Annotated in this window: 12 protein-coding genes; 7 read left to right on the top strand and 5 right to left on the bottom strand. The window is 53.0% G+C overall.

Going from position 1 to position 17121, the window contains the following annotated elements:
- Positions 1-389 precede the first annotated feature (389 nt).
- The 5 genes from waaF to dnaE all read right to left on the bottom strand — a co-directional run bounded on the left by waaF (position 390) and on the right by dnaE (position 8777).
- Positions 390-1418 (bottom strand): lipopolysaccharide heptosyltransferase II, encoded by a 1029-nt coding sequence (gene waaF / locus ACO0K9_RS17585; RefSeq protein ID WP_422987254.1) that lies wholly within the window; start codon positions 1416-1418, stop codon positions 390-392.
- Positions 1419-1447: 29 nt separating this feature from the next.
- Entirely contained in the window at positions 1448-2029 is a 582-nt protein-coding gene (locus tag ACO0K9_RS17590) for a peroxidase-related enzyme (protein WP_422987256.1), read from the bottom strand.
- A gap of 42 nt (positions 2030-2071) precedes the next feature.
- Positions 2072-3817 (bottom strand): lipid A export permease/ATP-binding protein MsbA, encoded by a 1746-nt coding sequence (gene msbA / locus ACO0K9_RS17595; protein ID WP_422987258.1) that lies wholly within the window; start codon positions 3815-3817, stop codon positions 2072-2074.
- 123 nt (positions 3818-3940) lie between these two features.
- Positions 3941-5272: an O-antigen ligase family protein gene (locus ACO0K9_RS17600; RefSeq protein ID WP_422987260.1), complete on the bottom strand. Its 1332-nt coding sequence runs from the start codon at positions 5270-5272 to the stop codon at positions 3941-3943.
- A complete protein-coding gene (gene dnaE, locus ACO0K9_RS17605; protein WP_422987262.1) occupies positions 5259-8777 on the bottom strand; it encodes a DNA polymerase III subunit alpha in 3519 nt (1172 codons plus the stop codon). Before dnaE ends, ACO0K9_RS17600 begins: the two co-directional genes overlap by 14 nt.
- Before the next feature lie 270 nt (positions 8778-9047).
- Between dnaE and ACO0K9_RS17610 the strand changes: the two genes are divergently transcribed.
- From ACO0K9_RS17610 to ACO0K9_RS17640, 7 genes are all read left to right on the top strand, one after another.
- Positions 9048-11081 carry a TonB-dependent receptor plug domain-containing protein gene (locus ACO0K9_RS17610; RefSeq protein ID WP_422987264.1) on the top strand — a complete coding sequence of 678 codons (2034 nt, stop codon included), beginning with the start codon at positions 9048-9050 and terminating at the stop codon, positions 11079-11081.
- A gap of 87 nt (positions 11082-11168) precedes the next feature.
- Positions 11169-12080 (top strand): ABC transporter substrate-binding protein, encoded by a 912-nt coding sequence (locus ACO0K9_RS17615; protein ID WP_422987266.1) that lies wholly within the window; start codon positions 11169-11171, stop codon positions 12078-12080.
- On the top strand, positions 12077-13420 hold the full coding sequence (locus ACO0K9_RS17620) for a diguanylate cyclase (protein ID WP_422987268.1): 1344 nt from the start codon (positions 12077-12079) through the stop codon (positions 13418-13420). The genes ACO0K9_RS17615 and ACO0K9_RS17620 overlap by 4 nt, the downstream gene beginning before the upstream one ends.
- Before the next feature lie 300 nt (positions 13421-13720).
- Positions 13721-15466, top strand: coding sequence for a glutamine--tRNA ligase/YqeY domain fusion protein (locus ACO0K9_RS17625; protein ID WP_422987270.1), 1746 nt, complete (start codon positions 13721-13723; stop codon positions 15464-15466).
- Positions 15467-15549: 83 nt separating this feature from the next.
- On the top strand, positions 15550-16122 hold the full coding sequence (locus ACO0K9_RS17630) for a zeta toxin family protein (RefSeq protein ID WP_422987272.1): 573 nt from the start codon (positions 15550-15552) through the stop codon (positions 16120-16122).
- Complete coding sequence (locus ACO0K9_RS17635; RefSeq protein WP_422987274.1) at positions 16098-16265, top strand: hypothetical protein; 168 nt, start codon at positions 16098-16100, stop codon at positions 16263-16265. The genes ACO0K9_RS17630 and ACO0K9_RS17635 overlap by 25 nt, the downstream gene beginning before the upstream one ends.
- Positions 16266-16524: 259 nt before the next feature.
- Entirely contained in the window at positions 16525-17070 is a 546-nt protein-coding gene (locus ACO0K9_RS17640) for an REP-associated tyrosine transposase (protein WP_422987276.1), read from the top strand.
- The last annotated feature ends 51 nt before the right edge of the window (positions 17071-17121 follow it).

Consider the following 17121-nt stretch of genomic DNA (forward strand, 5'->3'; position numbering starts at 1 on the left):
GTCTTATCGGTCTCTGTTTTTGAGAAAACTGAGATTTCATGCGCCTTTCAGACCGATGACTACATTTCTGAAACAGCACCCAACGCTAACCAATTGAATTTATTCGACTTTTAACCGGACGCTAGTGTGCTGCAATAATTAAATGCACTCCAGACAGGCGCAGATCTACTGCCATCTCACTGCCTGGAATGCCTTGTAATACCTATTACAATTTAAGAATACTGCAACGCCTTAGCTTAATATTGCCAAAATTGACATATTCCGGTTACTGCGGGCAAAAAATAAGGCCGACTGTGTATTTGTGGCGTTTGATTTTGATGGTACAGCAGCCTGCCAGAAAGAATCGTGGCTGAAACAATCATTTACAGTCGAATCGTTTCCAGTGCAGGTCAGGCGGCTGACAGCAAGATTTTTTGCAGCGGTTGCCAGACCCTGTCTGCCCCCAACTTTTGCATGCAGTCATGATGGCCTAGCGGACATTCCCTTTGGCGGCAAGGCGCGCAGTCCAAGTGCAGGGACAATGAATGGGCAATATCAGAAAACGGCGGTGCGTGGCCGGGGTCGGTTGGCCCATAGATCGCGATCACCGGACGATTCAGGGCCGAGGCAATATGCAGAAGGCCAGAATCATTGGAAACCACCGCCGCAGCCCGGGCAATCAATGCCACGGCCTGGTCCAGCGAAGTTTTGCCAGCGAATTGATGTACTTGCGGGCAGATAGCCTGAATCTGATCGCAGACATCCATATCCTTGGGCGACCCCAGCAAAACGATTTGCGTCGTCGGTTCTGCATCCAGGATGGTACGCGCCAGTTCAGCAAAATGGGAGACTGGCCAGCGTTTGGCATGACCAAACTCGGCCCCTGGTGCAAAACACACCAGCGTATGCTGCATGGACAAGCCCATGTCCTGCATGGCCGCAGCAATGTTGGCGGCATCGACTTCCAGCTTTGGTTTTGGTAAATTTTGTGGTGCCTCATCGGCAGGTGCAAAAGCCAGCGCGGCATAAAATGCCACCATGGCACGCGGTGCCTGGCGGTTGTCATGATGCATCAGGTTGATCAGGCCATAACGACTTTCGCCCTTGTAGCCTACACGTTTCCTGATACCCGCCATCCAGGGCAGGAGTGCAAATTTTAGTGTATTGGGTAATACATAGGCGGCCACATAGCCACGCTGGCGCAGTTGGCGTGCATAACGCCAGCGTTCGCGCAATTGCAAGGCACCATGCCTGAACGGGGTTTCCAGCACAGTATCGACTTCTGCCATGGCGCGTAGCACTGGTGCTACCCAGGCCGGGGCCAGCACATCAATGGCAGCTTGCGGATTATCCTGTTTAAGCAAGTGCAACAGTGGTTGCGCCATGACGGCATCGCCTATCCAGTTAGGGGCAATCACCAGGATACGGGGTACTGACATAGGGGATACAGGTTTTTCCATGCCCGACATCATCTTGGCGTACGCCCCATCAGGAAAAATTCATCATTCGGCCGCATCGAAATGACATTCGCCATGCGGTTGGACAGGCCGAAGAAAGCGGTGATGGCAGCAATGTCCCAGATATCTTCATCATCAAAACCATGGCCATGCAGCAGGGCATAATCTGCATCGTTGACGTTTTGCGAATCCAGGCATACCTTGATGGCAAAATCCAGCATCGCGCTTTGGCGGGGTGTGATATCGGCTTTCAAATGATTGACGGCGACCTGGTCAGCCACCAGGGTATTCCTGGCATAAATGCGCAGGATGGCACCATGCGCCACCACGCAGTACAGACAATTATTTTTGGCGCTGGTGGCGGTGACGATCATTTCGCGTTCGGCCTTGTTCAGCTTGCCTGTCGTCTTCAGCATCAGTGCATCATGGTAGGCAAAAAAGGCGCGAAATTCATCCGGCCTGTGCGCCAGCGTCAAAAACACGTTGGGTACAAAACCAGCCTTCTCCTGCACTGCAAGGATTTTCTCGCGCATGTCCTGCGGCAGGTCTTGCAGGGACGGCACCGGAAAACGGGAAATGGCAGTAGTCATCATGCGTCCTCTCACTATGTACAAAACTAAGATCGCAAGCAGGTTCTAAGCCGCAAATTGCAAACGATACAGGTTAGCATACACGCCATTATTATCCAGCAATTGGGCGTGCGTACCCATTTCCACTATCTTGCCATCCACCAGTACAGCAATGCGGCTGGCGCGTTCTATGGTGGACAAACGGTGTGCAATCACCAGCGTGGTTCTGCCCTGCATCAATTCATCCAGCGCTGCCTGTACGGCACGTTCAGATTCGCTATCTAGTGCCGACGTGGCTTCATCCAGGATCAGGATGGGTGCATTTTTATAGATGGCGCGGGCGATCGCCAGACGCTGTCTTTGACCACCAGACAAGCGCATGCCGTTGTCGCCTATCATGGTGTTCAAGCCATCTGGCAAGTCACGTACCACATCGCCAAGGTGGGCGGCCTGCACCGCAGCAGCAATACGTGCAGCATCTGGCTGGGCATCGCCATAAGAGATATTCGCAGCCACTGTATCATCAAACAGCACCACGTTCTGGCTGACCATAGCGATCTGTTCACGCAGGCTGCTGAGAGAAATCGCCTGCAGCGAACTGCCGTCGAGCAAAATATCTCCTGAATCAGGCGTGTAAAAACGTGGCACCAGATTCACCAGTGAGGTTTTACCACCACCTGACATCCCCACCAGGGCGATGGTTTCGCCCGGTTCTATGCGCAGATTAATGTCCTTGAGCGCTTCTTGCTCTTGTCCCGGATAAGAAAAATTGGTGCCGACAAATTCCAGCCGGCCTTGTGCCCGTGCAGTCAGGGTCTTGCCGCTATTGTTTTCTGGTGCGGTATCGATCAATGCAAATACCGATTCTGCCGCTGCCATGCCGCGCTGCAACGGGCCATTCAGGTCAGCCAGTCTTTTCAGCGGCGTCAGCAACAACATCATCAAGCTGACAAACTCGACGAAATGTCCGGCTGTCGTAGCATCTGCAGCCGCCTGCGATACCGCAAACATGATCACCACCGCCACCGCAAAGGCTGCTGCCAGTTGTGTCAGCGGCGTGGTGGACGCAACTGCGACTGTGGTGCGCATGGCGTAACCACGCAGCTTTTCGTTCTTGGCTTCAAAGCGCTGCTGCTCATATTTTTGGCCACCAAAAATACGGATGACCTGGCTGGCGCGGGTGGCTTCTTCTATCACCTGGGTCAGTTCGTTATTCACATTCAACTGGTTCTGGTTGAGTTTGCGCAGGCGTTTGCTGACCCCACGCACCAACAGAGCCATGACCGGCATCAACACCAGAGCGACGATGGTCAATTGCCAGTTGCGCCATAGTAGCGCTGCCAGCAACACCACCACTGTCAGTGAGTCACGGAACAGGGTCGTCATCGACACCTTCAGCATTTCAACGATTTGCTGCGCTTCAAACATGATGGTATTGATGATGCGCCCGCTGGATTCAGCCTGATAAAAACTGATGGGTACGTTCAGTATGCGGTCAAATACCTTGGCCCGCAGTTCATTGAGCAATTTGCTCGATACCCAGGTCATCAGGTAGCTGGTGGTGAAAGTACAGATGCCGCGAAACAGGAAGATGGCGATAATCGCCACCGGCACTTTCCACAAAGCCAGCTTGCTGGCATCGCCGTTGAAACCGTGATCCAGGATATAGCCCAACACTTTGGGGAACATGACCTCTGTCGACGCTGTACCCAGCATGGTTAGCAAGGCCCACCACACGCGCGAGCGGTAAGGCGTAATGGATACCCATAAACGCCGGAAAACCATCGTAGTTTCTTTATTGATCAAGCTCATAGTCCGATTTCATTTTTCTCATTTGTTATGATGCACATGCGGGTCATTCATACCGCGCGATACCGTACGATATCGCCACATCACCGTACATAAATTTTATCTTGAAGATGTCCTGCAGCAGGCTTACTCACTGCGCAGGCCAGCCAGCGGGATCGCCAGCATTATCATGAATGCCATGCCAAACACGCCATCACGCAAAATGGCATTGAACATGCCACCCAACATCATCGCCACGGTCAGCATCAGCAGGGGCATGGACAATTCCCACACCCTGGTATGTTCATGCAAGGACATGCGGCGTGCCGTCCACAACTGTGTTGCCCAGATACCCAGTAAGGCCAGCAAACCAAAGACCCCCAGTTCAGTCAGGTACAGCAGATAATCATTGTGCGGCGTGGTCATGGTGGCACTGCTCAGGCCCTTGGCTTTTTCCTGATACAGCGGCATCCAGCTGGCAATGCCATGCCCTGCCCAGGGGTCGTCGGCAATGATGTCGGCGGTGATCCTGTATATCTCCAGGCGCATGCCGTCTTCATTGACCTTACGGCCCTGAGAAAAATCACGCAATTGCTGGATAGTACAAATGCTGCGTAATTTAAATATTTCCCACGGGCCCGCCTGAACCAGGCGTATCTCGCAGGTGGGTGGCGGTGGCAGGCTCAGTGCATATTTCCAGCCACCAAACAAAGCCGCCAGCAACACCAGCGGCAAGGCAAAGGTACGCCAGGACCAGCCCATCTGACGCAATAGTAAAATCACGCACAGCAAGACAAACAGCAGGCTTGCGGTACGGGTCTTGGCCAGCAGAATCAAGCTCGCTGCCACATACACAATCGCCAGCACACGCCACAGCAAATGATCGCGATGCAAACGCAATTCATGCAACATCCAGGCTGCGGCCACTGCCATCAGGATACCCAGCAAAATCGATTTATTCCCCTCATACACCACATAGCTGCGAAACAGGGTATTGGCAGGTAGCAGGTGCAAGGCATTCGCCACAAACAGGCTTGCCGCCAATAGCGCCCCGGCAAAAAACACATGCATGGCACGACGCTGCCAGGCACCCGGTGCGACCGTCAAAAATGGCAAGAGAAACAGATAGGTCTGGTAATGCCAGAAGCCAGGCCAGAATTCCCTGGCATTATCGTCCGGCATGCCCTGGCTGGCAGCAATCACCACACTGACCAGGCTCAGGGCAAAAATCGGCAGCAGCATGGGACTCTGGCGCAGTCTTTGTATCTTGCGGACGAAACCGCCCGATACCAGTAACGCCACATAAAACAGCAAAACGCCAAAATACATGACCCCCACCGGGAAAAACAGGGTCAGCGGCAATACCGGTAATATCTGTTGCGGTAAAGCCTGGCGCCAGCCCTGTGTGCCATCCCTGGGCAGCACGGCAGCATCTGCAGACGACATGCGGGCATTGTCCATGGAATCAGGCGTATTCAATTTTTACGTTTTTCATGGACAGCCATTCACCCAGGTTTTGCCGCAAGGTGTCATCCGGGTTCACCCGCCATTGATCCGACAGATAGAGCTCGGCACTGGCGTTACCGTTTTGATAGCGTATCAATACCGGGCAACCATCGGCATTCAGATGTGGTTTTAACAGTTCCTGCAATTTTTTGGTATCTGCACCGGCGGTCAGTGTCAAACGCAAGCCTTGCGAAAACTGGACACGGGCACGGCCGATGTCCATGACTTTTTCGGCAGAAATACGCAAGCCACCAGAGAACCTGTCTTCCGACACCTTGCCCAGCACCGCCAGGAATTCATCTTCCTTGAACAGGGATTTAAACTCTTCCATGATTTCGCTGTAGACCGTTACCTCAACCACGGCGGTGCCGTCGTCCAGGCTGACAATCAGCAGCTTGCCGCGTTGCGTCATCTGGGTGCGTACACCACTGATGATGCCGCAGATCAAACGCAAATCGCGCGAAGGTTCCAGCTTGGCCAGCGTGGTCTTGATGAACTGTCGCACTTCTGGCGCGTAAGAATCAAACAGATGCCCGGACAAATAAAAACCGAGTGCGGTTTTTTCTTCGGTCAGACGTTTTTTGTCCGACCAAACCGGCACATCCAGATAATCCGGCGGCGGGATCAGGTCGTCATCATCACCAAACAGGCTGACCTGGTTTGCTGCGGCTTCGGCCTGCTCGGCAGCTTCCAGCGCAAAATCAACCGTCGCCAGCAAGATGCCCCGGTCTTTGCCCAGGCAATCCATGGCACCGGCGCGTATCAGCGATTCCACGGTGCGGCGATTGACCTGACGCTTGTCAACGCGCTTGCAGAAATCAAACAGATCAGTGAATGGGCCACCATTTTTTCTGGCGGTGATGATACTTTCAATCGCATTCTGGCCCGAGCCCTTGACGGCTCCCATGCCGTAACGTATCTGACTGGATTTTTTACCTGGCTCAGCAACCGGCATGAAACGATAATCAGACAGATTAATATCCGGCGGCAGCATTTTCAGCTTGCAGACATCAATCGCATCTTCCACCAGAATCTTGACCTTGTCGGTGTCATCCATGGCCAGCGACATATTGGCTGCCATGAACGCGGCGGGGTGATGGGCCTTCAGATAGGCGGTGTGATAAGACAACAAGGCATACGCGGCAGCATGCGATTTATTAAAACCGTAGCCGGCGAATTTTTCCATCAAATCGAAAATCTCATCGGCTTTTTCTTGCGGCAAGCCATCCTTGGCAGCACCGTCGCGGAAAATCTGGCGATGCTCGGCCATCTCTTCGGCTTTCTTTTTACCCATGGCCCGACGCAGCAAATCCGCACCACCGAGCGAGTAACCACCAACCACCTGCGCCATCTGCATAACCTGTTCCTGATACACCATGATGCCGTAGGTTTCAGACAAAATGCCTTCAGTACGTGGATCGGGATAATCGAAGCGTTCACCGTGCTTGCGCTTGCAGAAATCCGGTATCAGGTCCATAGGACCAGGCCGGTACAAAGCCACCAGCGCGATAATGTCTTCAAACCTGTCAGGACGCGCATCTTTCAGCATGCCCTGCATGCCGCGGCTTTCCAGCTGGAACACGGCGACGGTTTTCGCCTTGGTCAGCAATTCATACGATGCTCTGTCATCCAGCGGCAGTTTGGCCAGATCAAAATCTGCCATGGCCGGGTCCATCAGTTTGATATAGCGCACGGCCCGGTCGAGTATAGTCAGCGTGGTCAAGCCCAAAAAGTCGAACTTGACCAAGCCCACGGCTTCGACATCGTCTTTATCATATTGCGACACCACGCCCGAATCACCACCCTGGGTATACAGCGGGCAAAAATCAGTCAGCTTGCCCGGTGCAATCAATACACCACCGGCATGCATACCAATGTTACGCGTGATACCTTCAACCTGTTGTGCCAGGTCGAGCAGGGTTTTGACTTCCTCTTCGTTTTCCTGGCGTTCGGCCAACAGCGGTTCTTCGACGATGGCTTCCGCAATCGTCACCTGCTTGCCTGGCTTGAACGGAATCAGTTTGGACACGCCATCGCAAAACATATAGCCAAAATCCAGCACCCGACCGACGTCGCGAATCGCGCCCTTGGCCGCCATGGTACCGAAAGTGGCAATCTGCGACACGGCGTCTTTACCATACCGGTCCTTCACATATTGAATGACGCGATCACGGCCTTCCTGGCAAAAGTCAATATCAAAGTCGGGCATGGATACCCGCTCTGGATTCAGAAAACGTTCAAACAGCAGGTTGTACTGCAAAGGGTCGAGATCGGTAATCAGCAGCGAATACGCCACCAGCGAACCAGCACCAGAACCACGGCCCGGCCCTACTGGTACGCCATTATTTTTTGCCCACTGGATAAAGTCCGCCACGATCAGGAAGTAGCCGGGGAAACCCATCTTGATGATGGTGTCGGTTTCAAACTTCAGGCGTGCTTCATAACGGGCACGTTCTTTCTCGCGCTTTTCTTCGTTCGTGAACAAATGCTGAAGACGGAATTCCAAACCCCGCTGGGCTTCATGCACCAGGAAATCATTGATGGTCATGCCATCCGGCGTAGGGAAATCGGGCAACTTGGGTTTGCCCAGTTCCAGCGTCAGGTTGCAGCGTTTGGCAATTTCCACCGAATTGCGCAAGGCACCGGGCATGTCGGCAAACAGTTCTGCCATCTCTGCCTGGGTTTTAAAACACTGTTGTTCATTGAAGCGGCGTACACGGCGGCCGTTGGCCAGCATATCGCCTTCGGCGATACAAACCCGCGCTTCATGCGCCGTATAGTCATCCTTGCTGATGAATTGCACCGGGTGGGTCGCCACTACCGGCAACTGCAGCCTGCTGGCCATTGCCACGGCAGCACGCACATGGTTTTCCATATTCGGCTGGCCGGCGCGCTGGATTTCTATATAAAAATGCTGCGGGAAAATCCGCGACCAGCGCAGCGCCAGTTGTTCTGCCAGATCAGGATTGCCATTGTCGATGGCAACACCAACGTCACCAAAATGCGCACCAGAAATGGCGATAAGACCGCCGCCCTGTCCATCTTCATGCAGTTTTTGCAACCATTCATAACGGATTTCTGCACGTCCGCGATGCTGGTTGGTCAGCCAGGCCTGCGCCAGCAATTCGCATAACTGCAGGTAACCCAGGCGATTCTTGACCAGCAACAGCAATCGGGAAGGCTTGTCACGGTCAGCATCATTGCTGATCCAGACATCACAGCCGGCAATCGGCTTCATGCCCTTGCCGCGTGCGGCTTTGTAGAACTTCACCATGGCGAACAGATTCGCCAGGTCGGTAATCGCCATTGCTGGCTGTTTATCTTTGACCGCTGCCTTGATGACATCATCGATGCGTACCAGGCCATCCACAATCGAATATTCGGAATGGATGCGCAGGTGGACGAAGGCAGGTTCGTAAGGCTTTGCAGCAGCCGTTTCAGTACCGGCGTCGGGGGAAATAATTAATTCTGTAGTCATCCCGCTATTCTACCCCGTTGCCCGCCTTGTTCAGAAGCTTTGCCTTATCGCGGGTTTGGATAAATGATATTTTTTGAAACACATTCAATGACCGGGCGCCGATTCGCAGGGTGGCATAATAAATATACAACGTCATAAGTATATTTGTACAAATGTTAATTCACGCACAGAAACCGGGGGAATCTCCAAAAAGGCACACGCTTGATTTTCTTTGCATTTAAACTATAAGCAAGGACTTTGCTGTGTTACTCTAAATCAACAAATTTTCTGATGCTGGAGCCACTCTTGTCTGCTGACAAAATCAGATTAGCACTATCCATTCTCTGTCCGGGCAAAAAGGCCGGCAGCCTGCTGTTGCTGTGTGTGCTGGCCCAGGGTCGGGCACTGGCAGGTGGCGGTGAAGAATCAATTTTCCTCGATGAGATGCCAGTCATCCTGTCTGCGTCACGCCTGTCACAACCCATCAATGAAGCACCGGTGGCTGTCACTATCATAGACCGGCAAATGATCAAGGATTCCGGTGCCTGGGATTTATCTGAAGTGTTCCGCCTGGTACCCGGCATGTATGTGGCTTATCACGCCGACCCGTATTTTTCTGCCGACAGTACCGTGGCCTACCACGGCATGGTCACTACCACCACCTCAGACCGCATGCAGGTGCTGGTTGATGGCAGGTCGGTGTATTCCACCCTGTTTGGCGGGGTCAACTGGAGTGACCTACCGATCGTTCTGGAAGACATAGAACGCATAGAGGTCATACGCGGGCCAGATTCTGCCAGTTATGGAGCCAATTCGTATTCTGGTGTCATCAATATCATCACCCGTCACCCGGCCGAAACGCAGGGGCAGATGCTGTCACTGACAAGCGGTACTGGTCGCAAGGAAGCCATATTCCGCTATGGCGGCAAGAGTGGTGATCTCAGCTACCGGATAACTGGCAGCCTGCGTGACGATATTGGTGAAGACAGCCGTATCAAGAATCCAACCTCACAGTTCACTTTCTGGAATCTGAACAAGTACGACAACAAGACCATACAAAACCTGAACCTGCGTGCCGATTACCAGCTCACTGCGGCGGACGCGCTGGAATTTCAGTTCGGCTACAACGGCGGCCCGCGTGAAGTGGGTGAATACGGCAATGTATCTGCCATCAGCCGCAGGGCAGAAAACCATTTTGAAATGCTGCATTGGCGACGTGCACTGGAAGCTGGCGGTGAGCTGTCAGTACAAATTTTCCACACCGTAGAACGGGTCTATGCCAGCTTGAAAGATTCAGATGGTGTCAGCGATGGCGATGCCATCTTGCGCCGTTATGATATCGAAGTGCAGCATACCTTTTCCCCTTTCAAGGATGCCAGGCTGGTCTGGGGTGGCAGCGTGCGCTATGACCAGACCTATGCACCGTATTACCTGGGAGTAGGTGACAACCAGTATCTGTTCGGCGATTTTCCTTATCATTTGCGACGTTTTTTCGGTAACCTGGAATGGCGCGCCAGACCCGACCTGATCTTCAATGTCGGCGGCATGATAGAAAACAATACCTATACCGGCACCGATACCACACCGCGCGTCGCCGTCAACTGGCACATGCTGCCGGGGCATACTTTGCGCTTCAGCCATTCACGCGCCACGCGCTCACCGTCGGTGTATGAAAAAGTGTATGACAGCTACTGGCGCAGTGCCGGGTTTTACCCAGGTTTGCCAGAAATGCAGACAGAACGCGTAAAATCCACCGACATCGGTTACATGGGCAAATACGCAGGTCTGGATATCGATTTTCGCCTGTTTTATGATGACTACAGTCAGTTGATTGATGTCCGCAACAAGCGGTCGGCGGCCAACGGCAACCTGAACGCCGGCACCGCCATCATGCGCGGGTACGAGCTGCAACTGAAAACCCAGCTTGGTGACAAGACCAAACTGATTTATGGTTTGTCGGGTGGCAGTGTCAAAAGCGATAATGTGAACGGCGTTATCTATAGCGATTCTCTGCCGAAGTACAGCCAAAGCCTGATGCTGAGCCATCGTTTCAATGAACAGTGGAATGGCAGTCTGGTGATGTATCAGGTCGCTGCAACCAAGTTCAATGCCACCGACTATAATCCGAATGAAAACCGGGGGTATTACATCAACGCCAACCGGCGTCTGGATGGCAAGCTTAGCTATCAGTTCAAAATGGCAGGCAAACAGGCAGAATGTTCGTTGATTGCCCAAAACCTTGCCGATGCACGCTATTTTGAATACCGGCACGACAACGAATTGCCAGGGCGCCGCGTCAGGCTGAATTTCAGATTGGATATGTGAACCATGCGGTACCGGCATGTCCAGCAGTTGCTTCACCACTTGCCATCCTGTGCCGGCAGGGGTCTGCTTGGTTTGCTAAGTGTGATCTTGAATCTGCTGATGCCGCTACCCTGCCTGGCCATAGATAATGTCACCATACTGCTGAGCGAAGATGGCGCCGCCTATACCGAATTTGCCAGCAGCCTGACCAGCCAACTGGCACAAGGCAGCAGCGCCAGAACCACGGTCAAAACCCTGTACCTGCCAACCCTGAAAACCGACGAACTGCCACGCAATGCCAATAACCAGTTGCTGATTGCCGTTGGCACGCCGGCGATGACGGCAATGGCACAAAAGCCGCCAGCCATGTCTGTGCTGAATGTGCTGGTGCCACGCAGTACCTTTCACAAGATAGCCAGACAGTACGGTCGCCACCAGGACCCGCATCGTTTTTCTGCTGTGTATGTAGACCAGTCGTGGAACCGCCAGTTGGCATTGGTACGTGCCGCCCTGCCCGCCAGCAGCCGCATCGGCGTATTGCTGGGCAAGGATACTGCCGACATGCTGCCAGGCTTGCAGGCTGCGGCGAAAGAAACTGATTTCCAGTTGAATATGGAAACCGCGAGTGATGATTCAGACCTGTTGCCAGCCCTGCGCAGACTACTGGCCAATAGTGACGCCTTGCTGGCCGTGCCTGACCCTGCCATCTATAACCGCAATAATATTCCCAGCATTTTGCTGACCAGCTATCGCCAGAAAATACCGCTGTTCGGCTTTTCGGCGTCTTATGTCAAGGCCGGTGCTCTGGCTGCCGTCTTCAGCTCACCGGCACAGATCAGCCAGCAGGTGGCAGAAATCATTCAAGGCTTGCCCGCCCATGCTTCTTTACCACTGCCGCAATATCCACGTTACTTTACGGTCAGTGTCAATTCCCAGGTCAGCCGTTCGCTGAGTCTGGAAGTGGATGATGAAAGCATATTGATGCGCAAATTGAAAGCCATATCGGAGCGTGCCCAATGAAAAACTGGCCGCTCGCCCATCGCATACTCTTCCTGGCACTGGCACCAGTGTGGGTGATTTCTGTCTTGCTGGTGCTGTTGGCCGTCATCGTCGGCATTACCGAAATTGACGGTGCCCTGAAAGCACGCGGTGCCGTCATCACCCGCCAGTTGGCACCTGCCAGCGAATATGGTGCGTTTTCCGGCAACCGCGATGTCTTGCAAGCCCTGACCCAGTCTGTCATGAAAGAAGACGACGCCAAAGCTGTCATCATCACCGATGCCAACAACAAGGTACTGGCCGTCAGTGGCAAGCCCAGCAAAATGGGGCCGGAACATGCCAATGCTGCCGACACCGGCAAAGTGATCAAGGGCGAACAAGGCTCGCTGATATTTGCCGCCCCCATTTACCAGGGCAAGGCCGACAGCGATGCCTTTGACCTGTTCGACCGCAGCACCAGCGACAAAGCCAGTGATAAAACCAATAACAAACCCAAACTGCTGGGCCGGGTTTATCTGGAACTGAGTACCCATGCCAGCCGCCAGAGCAAAAATGCCTTTGTTGCGGTCAGCATACTGATAGGCCTGATAGGTACTGCCTGTGCATCGGTACTGGCATTGCGCATGAGCCGCGACATCACCCACCCCTTGTCACGCCTGCTGGAAGGCGTACACCAGATGGAACAGGGCGCACTGAGTACCCGTATCAAAGCCAGTTCTGGTGGTGAGCTGCAAGAACTGGAAGCCGGCTTCAACCAGATGGCAGAAAAACTGGAGAGTGGCCATAAATCCTTGATGGAAGTGAACAGCAATCTGGAAAGCCTGGTCGCCGCCCGCACCCATGAACTGGAAATGCGCAACCGTGACCTGGAATTATTGTCCAGCACCGACCGCCTGACCGGCTTACATAACCGCCTGAAGCTGGAAAAAATCCTGGATGAAGAACATCAGCGCAGCCTGCGCTATGGCACCTTCTTTTCAATCGCCATTGTTGATATTGACTTGTTCAAGCAAGTCAATGACTGTTATGGACACCAGATCGGTGACCAGGTCCTGGTCGGCATTGCCAACCTGCTCAAAGAACATGTGCGCAGCATGGATGCCGTTGGTCGCTGGGGCGGTGAAGAATTCTTGGTGATTTTCCGTGAAACCAGCATCCATGCCGCCGTAGCCACGGCAGAAAAACTGCGTTGCGCCATCGCCAATCATGAATTCAAGATCGTCGGAAAAAAAACCGCCAGCTTTGGCGTGGCTGCCTACCACCATCCGGACAGCATCCACGAAACCATGAGCAAGGCCGACAATGCCCTCTACCATGCCAAGAAATGCGGGCGCAACCGGGTGGAGTCGAGCGGGATTTAAACAATCTGAGTCGTTTTACGCTCGCTTTGCCCTGTTTTCAGGCAATTTCTCGCCAAAAACCGCCCGTTTCCACTGAGCGGCCTCTGCCGACAAGCAAACATTCGCGCCCGCAATGCTGCGCTACGGTAAAATAGTTGTCAGCCCTAAATTTGCACCACCTTACTTAATTATTGATTAACGATTAGTATGGTGTGCAAATAACAAAAATCAGGTTTGCGAAATCATCTTCCGGCAAGATGCCATGCCAACGAATTGATATTGCGCAAACCAAAAAATATACATGGTCACTACCTCACTACTATGAGCAACGATACTAAAAATAACGCCAACACAAACACCAACGCAAGCTCGCCAGCACCGGTTTCCAATTTTCTGCGCGCCATCATCGACAATGACCAGGCAGCAGGCAAGTACGCACGCGATGGCATGCCAACCGTCATCACCCGTTTCCCGCCAGAACCAAACGGCTACCTGCACATAGGCCACGCCAAATCCATCTGCCTGAACTTTGGTTTGGCGCGTGATTATGCTGGCCGCTGCCACCTGCGCTTTGATGACACCAACCCTGAAAAAGAAGACCAGGAATATGTCGACACCATCATGGACAGCGTCAAATGGCTGGGCTTTGACTGGAACAACCAGGGCGTAGAACACCTGCACTATGCCAGTGATTATTTTGATCGCCTGTATGAAATCGCCGAATACCTGATCGGCGCAGGCCTTGCCTATGTCGATAGCCAAAGCGCTGCCGACATGGCCACCAACCGTGGTGATTTTTCCAGGCCAGGCGTGAACTCGCCTTTCCGTGACCGTGCTGCAGCCGAGTCGCTGGACCTGCTGCGCCGCATGAAGGCGGGCGAATTCAAGGATGGTGAACACATCCTGCGCGCCAAGATAGACATGGCATCACCGAACATGAATCTGCGTGACCCGGCCATCTACCGCATACGCCATGCCCACCACCACCGCACAGGTGATAACTGGTGCATTTACCCTATGTATGACTACACGCATCCGCTGTCGGATGCGATAGAAAACATCACCCATTCGATCTGCACGCTGGAATTCCAGGATCACCGCCCATTCTATGACTGGATCATAGAACGCGCAGCCGAAGGTGGTTTCTTTAAAAAGCCAGTACCACAACAATATGAATTCGCCCGCCTGAACCTGACCTATGTCGTCACCAGCAAACGCAAGCTGCGCCAACTGGTAGAACAAAACATCGTCAACGGCTGGGACGACCCGCGCATGCCTACCATCGTCGGCATACGTCGCCGTGGTTATACACCAGAGTCAGTGCAACTGTTTTGCGAGCGCATAGGCGTGACCCGCTCTGACGGCTGGATCGATTACAGCACGCTGGAAGGCTGCCTGCGCGAAGACCTTGACCCCAAGGCACCACGCGCTACCGCCGTACTGCGCCCGCTGAAACTGATCATCGACAACTTCCCCGAAGGCGAAAACATCGCCTGCACGGCACCGATACACCCGCACCACCCGGAACAAGGCAACCGCGAATTCACCATCGGCAAAGAACTGTGGATAGAGCAGGAAGACTTCATGGAAGTACCTGTCAAAGGCTACTTCCGCCTGTTCCCTGGCAATAAAGTACGCCTGCGTTATGGCTATGTGGTCGAATGCACAGGCTGCGACAAAGATGAAAACGGCAACGTCGTCGCCGTCCATTGCAATTACTTCGCCGACAGCAAATCCGGCACCGAAGGCAGCGCCAACTACAAAGTCAAAGGCAACCTGCACTGGGTCAACGCCGCCGACGCACTGGAAGCCGAAGTCCGCCTGTACGACCGCCTGTTTACCGACGCCAACCCGGGCGCCGGCGGCAAAGACTTCATGGCCTTGCTGAACCCAAATGCACTGGAAGTAGTACGCGCCTACGTAGAACCCGGCCTGGCGACCATCACACCAGATACGCGCTTGCAATTTGAACGCCATGGTTATTTTGTGACTGATCGTGTGGATTCAGTGGTGGGGAAACCGGTGTTTAATCGGGTGACGACGTTGAAGGATAGTTGGGGGAAGTAAGTGAATAAAAAATAGTACTGCTTTTGCTGTTCTATTTTTTATATCAACGCCATCAACAAACAAGCTGTATTGGAAACTGAACGATGCCGCAACCCCATGTTATCGTCATAGGTGGCCCCAATGGAGCAGGCAAATCCACCATTGCGCCGTTAGTCTTGCGAGACTATCTTGAAGTACCGGATTTCGTCAATGCAGATCAGATCGCAGCGGGCTTGTCGGCGTTTAATCCGGATGGTGCGGCCTTTGAAGCTGGTCGCATCATGTTGCGTCGCCTGGATGAATTGGCTGCATCGGGTAAAAGCTTCGCGTTTGAATCAACCTTGTCAAGCCGCACGTTTTCTGTTTTTTTAGGCAAGCTGAAAGCGCAGGGGTACCGTATCGATCTGTGCTACGTCTGGCTTAACAGCGCTGCACTGGCGCAGGAACGGGTAGCATTGCGTGTGAAAATGGGCGGTCATAATATTCCGCCAGAAGTCATTGCACGACGTTATGCGCGCAGCATACAAAATTTTCGTGATTTGTATTTGCCCTTGGCTGATAAATGGACTGTCTTCGATAATTCAAATGTCAAACGTTCAAAAATCGTGGCAGAAGCAGAAAATAATACAATTACTATCTATGAGGACAGCATATGGAACAGCATCAGCAAGACCTGAGCGATCCCATCGCAGCAAAATTGCGTGATACCGCAACAATGGAAAAAATAATGCAACGTGCGGTCAAAGAAGCCGTTGATAAAGCACAGCGCCTGGGTTTTCTCCCGACGCCACCATCCCCTACAACAAAATCAGAGCCGTAAGGCCGATACCTCGCATTTTAGTAGGGTGCGCCATGCGCACCGCCTTCGTAAAAAGGGTGTGAAATGTTTGACGACGGTGCGTGCGGCGCACCCTACATATCATGTGGTTTATCTGTGAGGGCTTGTATGAAACAGCCGCTTGCGTATACGGTACATTGATAATTGTATTGAACCGTATCACCGCTTTATCATCTAGCTGTCTTTTACCTTAACCCACGGTGCACATGGTGCACCCTACAAGATAGCAGGCGATTTCATCATGCCCAATTATCGACGCTCACGCATCAGCGGTGGCAGCTATTTTTTTACGGTCACCAGCTTGCGGCGTCGGCCAATATTGGCGCAAGCTGCATTGCGACAAGCACTACGGGTAGCAATACAGCAAACCCGAATCTCACACCCCTTTGACATTGACGCCTGGGTATTGTTACCAGATCATTTGCATTGCATCTGGACATTACCACCTGATGATGCCAATTTTTCTTTGCGCTGGTCCATGATCAAACGTCTGGTGTCGCAGGCTTGTTCGACTGAACTAGGGATGCAAATTACTTCTACCTCTGGCATTGCAAGAAGGGAAGCAGGACTATGGCAGCGGCGTTTTTGGGAACATCAAATCCGTGATGATGAAGACTTTGCAAGGCATGTCGATTACATCCATTGGAATCCGGTCAAACATGGCCTGGTCAGTCGGGCGGGTGATTGGCCGTATTCGACATTTCATCGTTATGTAGAACAGGGGATGCTTTTACCGGATTGGGGTATTGGTGTTGTGGCGGATGTTAGCCACAGGTTTGGTGAGTAGGTACGGGGTATTATTTTGCTCCAGTTTGACGGCGGTGCGCGGGGCGCACCC

The organism is Undibacterium sp. Ji50W (genome assembly GCF_049340445.1).
In the GTDB taxonomy this organism is placed as follows: domain Bacteria; phylum Pseudomonadota; class Gammaproteobacteria; order Burkholderiales; family Burkholderiaceae_D; genus Undibacterium.

Excerpts from the sequence above, each read along its gene's own strand:
- msbA (WP_422987258.1), bottom strand. The coding sequence starts at position 3,817 with ATGAGCTTGATCAATAAAGAAACTACGATGGTTTTCCGGCGTTTATGG.
- ACO0K9_RS17635 (WP_422987274.1), top strand. The coding sequence starts at position 16,098 with ATGGAACAGCATCAGCAAGACCTGAGCGATCCCATCGCAGCAAAATTG.
- ACO0K9_RS17620 (WP_422987268.1), top strand. The coding sequence starts at position 12,077 with ATGAAAAACTGGCCGCTCGCCCATCGCATACTCTTCCTGGCACTGGCA.
- waaF (WP_422987254.1), bottom strand. The coding sequence starts at position 1,418 with ATGTCAGTACCCCGTATCCTGGTGATTGCCCCTAACTGGATAGGCGAT.
- ACO0K9_RS17625 (WP_422987270.1), top strand. The coding sequence starts at position 13,721 with ATGAGCAACGATACTAAAAATAACGCCAACACAAACACCAACGCAAGC.
- ACO0K9_RS17640 (WP_422987276.1), top strand. The coding sequence starts at position 16,525 with ATGCCCAATTATCGACGCTCACGCATCAGCGGTGGCAGCTATTTTTTT.
- ACO0K9_RS17590 (WP_422987256.1), bottom strand. The coding sequence starts at position 2,029 with ATGATGACTACTGCCATTTCCCGTTTTCCGGTGCCGTCCCTGCAAGAC.
- ACO0K9_RS17610 (WP_422987264.1), top strand. The coding sequence starts at position 9,048 with ATGCTGGAGCCACTCTTGTCTGCTGACAAAATCAGATTAGCACTATCC.
- dnaE (WP_422987262.1), bottom strand. The coding sequence starts at position 8,777 with ATGACTACAGAATTAATTATTTCCCCCGACGCCGGTACTGAAACGGCT.
- ACO0K9_RS17630 (WP_422987272.1), top strand. The coding sequence starts at position 15,550 with ATGCCGCAACCCCATGTTATCGTCATAGGTGGCCCCAATGGAGCAGGC.